The sequence below is a fragment of the Streptomyces sp. NPDC057543 genome, assembly GCF_042801895.1.
Classification (GTDB): Bacteria; Actinomycetota; Actinomycetes; order Streptomycetales; family Streptomycetaceae; genus Streptomyces.
On sequence record NZ_JBHVFF010000300.1, the window covers coordinates 1 to 10,240 of the forward strand.

General features: G+C 66.6%; 8 protein-coding genes and 6 pseudogenes. 2 read left to right on the forward strand and 12 right to left on the reverse strand.

The features are described from left to right. Together ACFU8Q_RS34300 and ACFU8Q_RS34305 are read right to left on the reverse strand one after the other, a co-directional pair. Nucleotides 1-345 (reverse strand): annotated as a pseudogene (locus tag ACFU8Q_RS34300) (transposase); the annotation flags it as partial. Between the two features lie 230 nt (nt 346-575). Beyond that, the gene (locus ACFU8Q_RS34305) at nt 576-1,112 is read right to left on the reverse strand and encodes a hypothetical protein (RefSeq protein WP_384461889.1); all 537 of its coding nucleotides are present in this window, start codon (nt 1,110-1,112) and stop codon (nt 576-578) included. A 451-nt stretch (nt 1,113-1,563) separates the two neighbouring features. On the opposite strand from ACFU8Q_RS34305, the pseudogene ACFU8Q_RS34310 reads away from it, so the two are divergent. Further along, nucleotides 1,564-1,946 (forward strand): annotated as a pseudogene (locus tag ACFU8Q_RS34310) (cytochrome c oxidase subunit 4). A gap of 135 nt (nt 1,947-2,081) precedes the next feature. Here the strand turns inward: ACFU8Q_RS34310 and amaP are convergent. The 5 genes and pseudogenes from amaP to ACFU8Q_RS34335 all read right to left on the reverse strand — a co-directional run bounded on the left by amaP (nt 2,082) and on the right by ACFU8Q_RS34335 (nt 4,474). Beyond that, nucleotides 2,082-2,672: pseudogene (gene amaP, locus ACFU8Q_RS34315) on the reverse strand (alkaline shock response membrane anchor protein AmaP). Nucleotides 2,673-2,678: 6 nt separating this feature from the next. After that, on the reverse strand, nt 2,679-3,416 hold the full coding sequence (locus ACFU8Q_RS34320) for a DUF6286 domain-containing protein (RefSeq protein ID WP_384461892.1): 738 nt from the start codon (nt 3,414-3,416) through the stop codon (nt 2,679-2,681). Beyond that, nucleotides 3,409-3,823: pseudogene (locus ACFU8Q_RS34325) on the reverse strand (Asp23/Gls24 family envelope stress response protein). The gene ACFU8Q_RS34320 and the pseudogene ACFU8Q_RS34325 overlap by 8 nt, the downstream one beginning before the upstream one ends. 3 nt (nt 3,824-3,826) lie before the next feature. Further along, nucleotides 3,827-4,018, reverse strand: a complete 192-nt coding sequence (locus ACFU8Q_RS34330) for a hypothetical protein (RefSeq protein WP_384461895.1) — start codon at nt 4,016-4,018, stop codon at nt 3,827-3,829. Nucleotides 4,019-4,063: 45 nt separating this feature from the next. Continuing rightward, nucleotides 4,064-4,474, reverse strand: a complete 411-nt coding sequence (locus tag ACFU8Q_RS34335) for an Asp23/Gls24 family envelope stress response protein (RefSeq protein ID WP_384461910.1) — start codon at nt 4,472-4,474, stop codon at nt 4,064-4,066. A gap of 306 nt (nt 4,475-4,780) precedes the next feature. On the opposite strand from ACFU8Q_RS34335, the gene ACFU8Q_RS34340 reads away from it, so the two are divergent. Then, nucleotides 4,781-5,470: a hypothetical protein gene (locus ACFU8Q_RS34340; protein ID WP_384461898.1), complete on the forward strand. Its 690-nt coding sequence runs from the start codon at nt 4,781-4,783 to the stop codon at nt 5,468-5,470. Nucleotides 5,471-5,623: 153 nt separating this feature from the next. Here ACFU8Q_RS34340 and ACFU8Q_RS34345 read toward each other — a convergent pair. From ACFU8Q_RS34345 to ACFU8Q_RS34365, 5 genes and pseudogenes are all read right to left on the reverse strand, one after another. Then, nucleotides 5,624-7,179, reverse strand: a pseudogene (locus ACFU8Q_RS34345) (FAD-dependent oxidoreductase). Nucleotides 7,180-7,269: 90 nt separating this feature from the next. Further along, nucleotides 7,270-8,220 (reverse strand): annotated as a pseudogene (locus ACFU8Q_RS34350) (LLM class F420-dependent oxidoreductase); the annotation flags it as partial. Between the two features lie 172 nt (nt 8,221-8,392). Further along, nucleotides 8,393-8,689: a hypothetical protein gene (locus ACFU8Q_RS34355; protein WP_384461901.1), complete on the reverse strand. Its 297-nt coding sequence runs from the start codon at nt 8,687-8,689 to the stop codon at nt 8,393-8,395. A 277-nt stretch (nt 8,690-8,966) separates the two neighbouring features. After that, on the reverse strand, nt 8,967-9,509 hold the full coding sequence (locus tag ACFU8Q_RS34360) for a hypothetical protein (protein ID WP_384461904.1): 543 nt from the start codon (nt 9,507-9,509) through the stop codon (nt 8,967-8,969). An 84-nt stretch (nt 9,510-9,593) separates the two neighbouring features. Then, nucleotides 9,594-9,749 (reverse strand): DUF6131 family protein, encoded by a 156-nt coding sequence (locus ACFU8Q_RS34365; RefSeq protein WP_384461907.1) that lies wholly within the window; start codon nt 9,747-9,749, stop codon nt 9,594-9,596. Nucleotides 9,750-10,240 lie beyond the last annotated feature (491 nt).

Sequence of the window (10,240 nt, forward strand, 5' to 3'; positions counted from 1 at the left end):
GTCGGGTGCCTTGAGGGTGAGGAAGGCGATTGCCTCGTCGTAGTCAGTGCGGACGGTGAGGCAGTGGTGCAGGCAGCCGAGCGTGCAGTTGAAGAGGTTTCTCTGGGCTGCGGTGTGCCGGTCGCCGGCCTCTCTGCGGCGGTCGTAGTGGGCTCGGGCGCCGAGTGAGGCGGTCAGGGCCGCGAAGGCCCAGACGTAGCCGACGGCAGCCAGGCGCTGGTTCTTGACCCGGCGTGCCATGACCGCCACGCTCTTGCCGGACGCTCGGGTGACCGGTGTGGCCCCGGCGAAGGCTTTCAGGCCCTTGGCGTTGGTGAAACGGGATCGGTCGTCACCGATCTCGGCATCACCGTCGGGGCGCTGATGTTTTTCGCGCTGAGCCTGCTCGTGGCCGCCGCGTACCGCCCATCCCGCCATTCCAGAACCTCGCGCCGGGACCTCATGCAGCCCCGCCACGAGCCAACCGCGGATCACGAAGACGCGATCGGCCATTGGGAGACCCCTCGCGCGGGGACCGCATACGCGCGAGGGAACGACCGACCGCACGACGAATGTGCGGCGCGGAGCGGTGCGCGTCAACTTCTCTCAAAGGCCGAACCGGCCTGTCGGACGCGCCACTCCTCCACGATGCCCTGTTGTCGCCGGGCCCGTTCGAGAAGGGCGTCGAGCAGCTGCGGATCCAGGCGCTTCTCGGTGGCGGTAAGCTGACGGAGGGTCTGCCATCCAGCTGCCTTGCCTTCCACGCCCAACCGAAGCATCTCCAATTCCAGGAAGGTGCTCAGCGGAGAGCGCCGCGCGAGGCGACCATTGCTCTTTAGACGCGCCATCTTCTCGGCCGTCCATCCCGCCCAGACCTTGTAGCGCCGAACCGGGATGCCCAGGTCCCTCATGATGCCGAGCAGACTCGTCCGGTCCTGGTCAATCTCGTCGGCGACGGGGCCGAGCGCCCCGGCGAGCGCCGAACCGCGAACCTTGCTGACCAGTTGGCGCACCCGCTCCACCCCCGCGGTGGCGCCCATCAGGTGGTCGTTGAGGTAGATGCCCAGCATGACCAGGTCGGTGCTGCGGGTACGTTCGGGCTGAGCCGTGCTGAAGCTCAGTCGGTCATTCATCACGTGCCACCTTTGTCGTCCATCGTCCATGTGCCAGGAGGCGGGTTCGCACCCGTCGCTCACCGCTGCGGATACCCGTCCGGGCGCTTCGCGCACCGTTCTGCCGACGCTGTGCCCCGAACGGAGGCTCCTCCCTGCTTGCATCTACTCACGAAGGAATGCGAGACCCTCGGCAGCCATGATCTGAGCGAGGGGGCGAATGTGTCCCGCACAGCATCCGGCCACCCGGTGAGTGGCACCACGGAGCCTTCGGGCTGGGGACAGGGTAGGGCGGTGAAGTCTTGGAGCCGGATCCGGTTGCCTCGCCGAGGGGCACTCTCCAGGCCGAGTGACTGCACGACTTTCGCATTGCCGGCTCCGTGCACCGCGGTGAGCTTCGCCGCGAGCTCCGCCGCCTGGTCGAGGGTGGGCAATTCAAGCCGACTCCAGAACCGACCGGTGAGGGCATTGCGTGAAGATCGAGGCCTGCCTGTTCGCCGGAGTCGCGTTGTTCTTCCTTGTGGCTGATGTGCTCTACGCCATGTGGTCGAAGGAGCCCGCAGGAGTCGCTGCACTTACCGTGGCTTTCGTCATGGCTCCCCTGTCGCGTTCTACTTCCGCAGCACATACCGCAGGAAGGGAATCCGGCCGGAGGATCGAAAAGATGCCGAGACCCTCGAAAGATCTGGAGCCTTGGGCTTCTTCTCTCCGCGTAGCACCTACCCCGTCGTGGTCGCCGCGGGCAGCGCGGTACTGGCCATCGGTGTCGTATACGGGCTGTGGCTAGCGCTGCTCGGATTCGGTGTTCTGGCGGGAGGAGTATGCGGTCTTGTCTTCCAGTACGCCAGGAGCTAGAGCTGAGCTGAAGCAGTACAGGAGCGGTTCAACGACGGGAGGACGGCGTAACTCGCCGCAGATACTGAGAGCCGAGTCCGCTGGCCGTCAACGTCCACCACGTAGCAAGCCAAGCACCGTTCGGAAAGCCCCGCGTCAAGAGACGCGGTCCGCCCGGTGCGGAGTAGTCCGCAACCGAACCTCGATAGGCAGCTTCTTTACTCCCATGGCTTCCCGCGCATGTGGCTGCGCCTCCTTGGCCAGCCGCGCGACCGCGTCGGAGGGGTCGGCATGCGGAGCCAGCCGCAGTGCGAGCTATGCCCGGGGACGGGTGCGCCGGCCAGTGAGGCGCGTGGTGGCTCGGTCGACCCCGGGGAAGGATCCCGCCTCGGTGGACAGTGCGTCCTCCAGGGCCCGGCCCCGTACCCGCGCCGATTCGCCGTCGCCGGTGTCCACCAGCACCTCTGCCAGCCGGCGGCGGAACTGCGCCAGCAGCCGCCACATGGCGAGCAGCAGAATAATGGCCAGAGCCGCGATAGCGGCCGGCCACCACCAGCCTTCTGAGCGCCAGCGCGTGCGATTCGCGTCACTGAGCAGCACGTCACCGGGCCGGGTCCACGGCTCGGGGAAATGCCATTGCTTGGGCAGGTCGAGCCCGCCCAGCAGGACGGTGCCGCCGAACCCCAGGAGGATCAGGCCGGACACTGCAAGGAGTAGCCGATTGACGATCGCGCGTGCCTGCTGCATCTCACCTCACCTCTTCGACGGTCGCTTCACGCGCACGGACAGCGCGGGCCGGCGCGCCAGCGCCAGTTGCCGCAGCGCGTCGTCCAGAGCGGTATGCAGCTCCCCGCTCACCTCGTCGAGGTCGCGGAAGTGAGACACCGCGCGCGTCCTGGCCTTGTGCCGACCGACGGACACCTTCACCGACTGGACGCCGGAGATCTTCATGGCCCGGTCGCGCAGCACCAGGGCCGCCGCCGAGCGGTCGAGCCCGGGACGGATGTCGGCGGAGGGCCGCCGCATGGGCAGCAGGCGGCGCAGGCCGGGCGTCAGCGCCAGGACGATGAGCCAGAGACCGATCACGGCGATCACCGCGGCGATGACGAGCACCCAGATGGTGTCCAAGCTGACGGTGGACAGGCGGTCAGCGAGCCAGCGGCGCCACTCCATGGCGGGTCGGCCGGTGCGGACGGACACCACGTCGTACAGCAGGAATCCCGAGGCGACCAACACGACGAGCGCCAGAATGCCTGCGGGCCGACCAGAAACGCCGCGCCCGGCCGGCGTCGTCCTGCGTCGCGTACGCGGGCACGGCCGACGGAGCGTCGGGACCGAGAACCGGGACTTCTGGAACGTCGGCAACGGCTGGGTCCGGGCGTGGTCGGCACGCGTCGCGCCGGTGCCCGCGTCGTCACTCACCGTACGGCCGAAGTCGTCAGGTGTGCTACCTGAGTCGTCGCCCGGTGCGTGATGGAATTCGTCACTCATCGCACCCTCGCCCGGTCGTCCGGTCGAGACGCGAGTGCAGCTGGTCGACCTGCACCGCGACCTCTGGTAGGGCCATTCTGGCCAGGTGTCCAACACGCTCCGTCACTTGTCGGCGCACCGCACCGCACTGGGTTCCGATGTCAGAGGGGTAGTCCAGCTCGACGGTGACCCGTACCCGGGCCTCGTCGAATCCTTCCTTGCCGTGGCTGCGCACATCCACCGTTGCGTGCGCGTCGGTGGATGTCGGTGCGGGCCCGGTCCCGGAGGCGAATGCCTGGGCCACGTCGACCTTGCGCAGCGCCTCACGCGCCGCTTGGGCCGCGATCTTGGCCACGAACCCGGTTGGCGATTCTCGTCGCGCCACGGTCCCCGGCCGTCCCGGCGGCCGCGGTTGCGGTCGTCACCATGTCTCACCTCCGCCGGTCGTCACGGCCACTGGTGCGCGTACGGAAGAAGTCGCCGGGTTCCAGGTCCCCGTCGATGAACCGCCCGATAACGAACCCGATGGCGCCCAACACCGCCACCACGACGAAAGCCCCGAAACCGCCGAAGTATCCGGCGAAGCCCAGTGTCATCCCGGCCACGACGCCGACCACGGCCATGCTCTTGATGTGCTCCTTTGCTACCGCTCGGAACGGGACGCCGGGCTACCTGAGTCTCGGTTCCTCTGTCTCATCGCCCGCTTCGTCGGGCAGCGCGACGTCGCCGACTTCGATGTTGACCTCGACGACCTCCAGGCCGGTCATCCGCTCGACGGCCGAGATGACGTTTTCGCGTACCTCCGAGGCCAGGTCCACGATGGCGAATCCGTATTCGACGACGAGTTCGAGATCGAGGGCGGTCTGTACCTCGCCGACCTCGGCCTTCACGCCGCGGGTGACAGACCTGGCGCTGCCGCCGCCCCCGGGGACCCGATCACGGACGGCACCGAACGTACGGGCCATGCCGCTGCCCATCGCATGCACGCCTGGCACGTCTCGGGCGGCCAGCGCGGCGATCTTCTCCACGACTGCGTCTGCGATGGTCGTACGCCCTCGGCTGCCCGCGTCCACGCGCATGCCGGTGGTGCTCCTGCGACCGACTTCACCGGCTTGGGCGACCGGCGATCCGAGCCGGACGAATTCTGAACTGTCGGACATGACCCATCACCCTTTCCATGATCGCGAGCGGACTGCTGCCCCGCTGCCCACATTAGGTCGATACGCCCTAAATCGCTCCGTGGGTGTGACACCATGCGATCTTGCGCTGTGTGCACCGAGCGATTCGGGCCGGATGGGTGGAGGCTTGAGAAACCAGTGCAATTCGGCTCGACCGAGGTCAGAGCGGCGAACCCGGGTGGGGAGTCGGGGAAAGGGTGTCGGCGGATGGTCACGAATCAATGGGCTCAGGTCGTGCGTCAGCAGCTCGGACTCGGACGGCTCCTGCCGCTCGGCAGCTCACTGGACTGCGCCTGGATCGCCGAACACGCCGCCGTGCGGCTGCTGCGCGACTCTGCGGACACGGTGCTCGGGATTCGCGTCGGCAAGATTCGACTACGCCTCGCCGATACTGAACACACACTGCCCACCCCTGCCATCCCGGCCCCGCCGAGCGCGCTGCCACCGGGGCCGCTACTCATCGACGTGGAGTGCGTCGCCTCCGGCGTCCAGCCTCTCCCGCACCTGGCCGACCAGTTGCGCGTCGCGCTGCTTCAGGCCTCCGAGAGCCGCCTGGGCCTGGTGGTGACGGGGGCGGATGTGCGGGTGACCGGGCTGCTCGGCGACGAGCCGCCCGAACGGAGAGCGCCAAAGCCGGGCCGACCGCCGTCCACCGGTGACGCGGGGGCAGACCCGGTGACCCGAGCCGTACTGGCGGTGCCGGGAGTGGCCCGTCTCGCGCCCGGGTTGGGGCCCCTCGGGCGACCGGTGAGCAGCACCGACGGCCATCTACTGGTACAGGTGGCGGTGTCAGCGACCCGGCGAACGCTGGATGTCGTGCGGGCGGTGCGGGAGGCGGCAGCGAGCGCCTCTGCCGAACGCGTGACGGTGGCGGTCCTCGTCATCGACGTGGAGTGACTCGGGCTGTTCTTTCACGTAGGGCCGGCCGGGCCTCGACCTCGCTTTCGAAGGACTTGCCAAGAGCCGCAGCCGACGCCCTATACCGCGCGGGCGCCAGCGCCCAAGCAGGTAGGGGAATCGGAGCCAGCGACCAAGCGGCATCTTTCGGATCTAATCCTTGGCGCCCGGAACCTCACGTGCCTCCAGCGGCCGAGGTGCGGGGCCTTGCAGGACCGAACCGTCCGTGCCGAAGCGGGAACCGTGGCAGGGGCACTCCCAGACCTGCTCGGCATCATTGCACTGCACCAGACAACCGAGATCCGTGCAACGCGCAGAGAGCACACCGACGTGCCCCGTCTCATCGCGGTACACCGCCCACCGCTTGCCCTGCAGTCGCACGACCGGCTCCGCTCCTGGGCGGGATGTCGTTCACCGAGTCGACGTGATGGGTGCGCAGGCAGTCGCCGACGAAGTGTTTGGCAACAGCGGCCTGGAACTTCACGAGTTGCCCCGCGTCGCGGACCGGCGGAAGTCTGCGAGGGTCGTACAGGTCGGTCCAAGCCGGCCGCGACCCGCCCGCGATCTGCGCGGCGAGCGACCGGCCGGCCATCATCCCGTTGCTCATGCCCCAGCTGCCGAAGCCAGTGGCCACAAAGACGTGCTGAGTGCCGGGGTGGGCATGTCCGACGTACGGCAGGTGATCGCTCGAGTCGTTGTCCTGCGCAGCCCATCGATAGGCCGTATCCGCCTCTGCGAACCCCGGCATCCGCTCCCCCGCCCAGGCGGCGAGGCGCGCAAACCTCTTCCGTACTTCTCCTGCCCCCGGGGTTCGAAGGATTCGCCAGTGACGATGAGCAGCCGACGCCCTTCCTCGTAGGACGCACTGCGCACCGAGCGTACGCCGTCGTCCGATGTGATGTACATGCCTGTGGGGGCGTCTTCCGACCGAACCGGTGCCGCGATCACCAGCTCCCTCCTTGGCTTGAGCCGAGTAAACAGCAGCGAGCAGTCGAAGACGGGGTAGTGCGTCGCGACAACAGCATCGGTGCCTCAACCGTGATGCTGCCCTCGACGGCGAGACGGCAACGGAAGCCTTCGTGGAGTTCGGTGACCCGGGTGCGCTCGTAGATCCGACCTCCTATTGCGGTGATCTTCTCAGCCAGAGCCAGCAGGAACTTCCGCGGGTGGAACTACAAATGTCCTTCTACGCGCACTGCACCGGCCACCTCGAAGCGCACTTCCGTGGCGGTCACGAAGGACGCGTCGAGACCTGCCCGTCGTGCGGCCTCCGCCTCATCCCTGATCTCGTCGATGCGCTGCGAATCCTGTGCGTAGGTGGTGTAGGCGGGGGCGTGCTCCAAGTCGGCGTCGATGTCCAGTTCGGCGCAGAGAGCGGCTGTCCGGTCGACCGCGTTCTGTTGTGAGAGCGTGTACAGCCGGGCGCTGTCGGCGCCGTGCTTCGCCTCCAATTGCCCGTATACCAAGCCATGCGCGGCCGTCAGTTTGGCCGTGGTGTATCCCGTCACGCCAGCGGCGATCCGGTCCGCCTCCAGGACGACAACTTCCGTGCCCGCCCGGACCAGTTCCCATGCGGTGCAGAGGCCGGCGATGCCGCCACCGATGACCGCGACGTCCGCGGTCAGGTCGGTACCGGGTGGTGGATAGCCAGTAGCCGGCGTGGTGGCCATCCAGTACGACTCGTCAACAGTCCGGCGTGCTGCAGCCATGGCTCCTCGACTTCCGCTTTGAGCGGGACATTGAGTGCACCGTTGTGCGCGTCGTAATGGAAGAGGGGCATGAATTCGGCCTTCAGCCAAACGAAGTTGAGGCAGGATGCTGGTGCGGTAGAGGTCGAAGAACCCCTGCTGATCCGGTCCGATCTGGTTGACGTACACCTCGTCGAAGTCGGCCTCCACATAGGCGCGGACCGCCCGCACATGCTCATCCACGTCGTCTCCGCAGACGACGTTGTCACGGACCATGTCTTCGGTGACCAGTTCGCAGGCCTGCTCGAAGTGTTTCGGCGTCGGCAGTACCTGACTCAGCTCACCCGGCAGGTGCGCATTCGGCCAGAGCCGGTACACGGTCTTGACCGCATCGTCCCGATCAGTGCCCCAGCAAACCTTCAGCCCGCCGACGACCGGCTTGCTGCCGCCTCCGCCCCTTCGGAATTGCCCCACCAGTTCCCCGTCGGGAGCCATGGTGACGAATCCGTCCCCGACTCGGCCGGCGAGTGCAGCGGCCCCGGGGCCGAAGCCCGAGACGTAGATGGGCGGCGGATCTTCCGGGAGGGTGTAAATGCGGGCATTCTCTACGGTGTAGTGCCGGCCCCGGTGGGTGATCTGCTTGCCGGTGAAGAGGTGCCGCATGACGGTGATGGCTTCTTCGAGCATCTCCATCCGCAGCTCTGCATCGGGCCATACTCCCCCGAGCACATGCTCGTTGAGAGCTTCACCGGTGCCCACTCCGAAACGGAAGCGGCCGCCGGTCAGCACGGCGGACGTGGCTGCGGCCTGCGCGTTGACCGCTGGGTGCATACGCACGGTCGGGCAAGTCACGAGTGTGGTGACAGGCAGCGAGCAAACTTGGGACAGCGCCCCAATCACCGACCACACGAACGGACTCTGCCCCTGCTCGTCGTTCCAGGGGTGGTAGTGGTCCGAGATGGCGAGACCTTCGAACCCGGCCTGTTCAGCTGCTCGGGCCTGCTGCAAAAGCTCCGCAGGCCCGAACTCCTCACACGACAGGAAGTACCCGTAGGCGGTCATGACGCTCCTTCCACTCGGCGCACCGCACCACACACCGGTGCGGAAGGCTCACACATCCTCCAAACCCGAGGCCGGCGAAGCGACCGCAGAGAGAAACGATTCCACCACGAGTCGCTGAGGGGCGTACATCAGAGCAATCCGGTCACTGGAGACAGCCCGCACACGAAGCAGATCAGGTCTTCAACAAGCGGTTGAAGAACGAACGGTAGCTCTGCAGTGCCACGCGCAGATCCTCCGTTGCTACTTCCTCGCCTCGCTGCCACTGGCTTTCGAGTCCCTGTTTGTGCTCGGAGAAGGTCGTGGCGAGCGCTTGCATCACTTCGGCGACCAATGAGTCCGCGGCACCTACTGCTTGCCGTGGATCATCTACAAAGTTGCCCTGGATTCCCTGCCACCGGCTGCGGAATTCTTCCCGTTCGCTGCCAAGGAGCGGTTCGTCCCTCTCCTCCGTCCCGGTATTCCGGTCCACGCCGGACGATGGTGCACGGTCCTCCGCTTCGGGGTTGGGGCCCTGATCGGCATGCGTGGCTTCCCCCGGGAAGGTGGGTGGAGTGCCGGTCGGGACATCGCGAGCTGCTGCCTCCGTGCCTCTCGCGCTTGCGAGGTCATCGGTGGAGATACCACTCCCGTCCGACTCGGGTAGATCTCTACGTCCCGGTTCCATCTCTCAGCCTCCATCCGGTCCCGGCGCCATCCGGTCGAGGCCGCCTTGTAGGCACCATCGCGTGCTCGCGAATCCGCTGCTCTCACCGCTGCTGACCATCGTGCAGAAGCTCGTCGAACAAGGCGCGGTAGTGGACCATCGCGCCCCGTAGTTCTTCCGTGGTGGCCTGATGCCGGCTGCTACGGACATCGACGTCGTGGGCGACGCGGTAGTGCTCCAGCGTGCCGCCGTGTTCAACCGACAGGTCGCTGACCTGTTGTTCGAATCCCTTGGTCGGGTAGCCGCGCTCGCTCATGAGCGCCGTCACGAGCCGGTCGGCCTCGTGGACCGCGTCGTCCGGCTCGTCGACGAACCGCCCCTGCGCTCGGCTCCAGCCTTCGGCGTACCTGTCCCGCTCCGTCGCCGACAGTGGTTTGATCTCCAGTGCATCGTGGCGTTGTTCGCGCTCACGCAGCTCGCGTTCGCCCGCCCGGCGGCTCTCCTTGTCCTCCACGGCCCGCTCGTACTCAGGGCCGAACCGCTCTTTGAGGCGGCGTCGGCGTGCGGCCGTCCACGCCACCAGTGCGCACAGCAGCAACACGATCACAATGGCGACGATGATCGCTATGAGGGTCCCTGTCGACATAACTCCTCGCTTGCTTCGCCGAAAACCGAAGTACGGGCGGACCTGTTCCTACCTGTCTCTCGGTTTCTTTCTGGCTCTAATGCTCTACCAGTAGTGCCTTCGACCACCGACTGCGTGTCCCACCGCTCCCAGGACCCACAGGACAGCCCCGAGTACCACGAGAACGATCCCGATCGTCCACAGTATGGAGATACTGGTCACGAACCCGACGACAAGCAAAATAATCCCGAGAACGATCACAACGCGCTCCGATCTCGCATATGTCTTCCCTTTTCACTGTGATCCCTGCTCGCCGCAACGGCAACTGATCGCGGAATTGCCACTTGGACACCATCCACCCGTGCGATAGCACACGTGCTGAGCACCACTGCGCTCGCCATCAGCGCCCAGGGCCCAGCGGAGACAGCGGAGGACGATTGCCTCCTCGGGTGTGCCCGCCTGTCGCAGCGTTTATCGCGGGGTGCAGCGGTGGCGACCCAGCCGGCAGGATCTGCGGGGCGTGATTGCGAGACTGCATTCAGCGTTGACAGAACCGCGCGAGAGATGCGGTCAGCCCAGGCTGTATATAGCATGTAGTGGGTTGTCTTGTGTATGTGGCGGGTGCAGCATGTCGTCGTCTCCGAAATTCCGGAGAGGGAACATGGCCGAAGGCGAAGAGGACGAGACAGAGCGTGTCCGGCGTCCGCCCAGCGAGAAGCCCGCCAAGAAGACCACCAGGAAAACCAGCACGG

Bases quoted from the DNA above. Each gene is read 5' to 3' on its own strand.
- ACFU8Q_RS34330 (WP_384461895.1), bottom strand. From the start codon at position 4,018: ATGGCCGTGGTCGGCGTCGTGGCCGGGATGACACTGGGCTTCGCCGGA.
- ACFU8Q_RS34360 (WP_384461904.1), bottom strand. From the start codon at position 9,509: ATGTCGACAGGGACCCTCATAGCGATCATCGTCGCCATTGTGATCGTG.
- ACFU8Q_RS34340 (WP_384461898.1), top strand. From the start codon at position 4,781: ATGGTCACGAATCAATGGGCTCAGGTCGTGCGTCAGCAGCTCGGACTC.
- ACFU8Q_RS34320 (WP_384461892.1), bottom strand. From the start codon at position 3,416: ATGAGTGACGAATTCCATCACGCACCGGGCGACGACTCAGGTAGCACA.
- ACFU8Q_RS34305 (WP_384461889.1), bottom strand. From the start codon at position 1,112: ATGAATGACCGACTGAGCTTCAGCACGGCTCAGCCCGAACGTACCCGC.
- ACFU8Q_RS34335 (WP_384461910.1), bottom strand. From the start codon at position 4,474: ATGCGCGTGGACGCGGGCAGCCGAGGGCGTACGACCATCGCAGACGCA.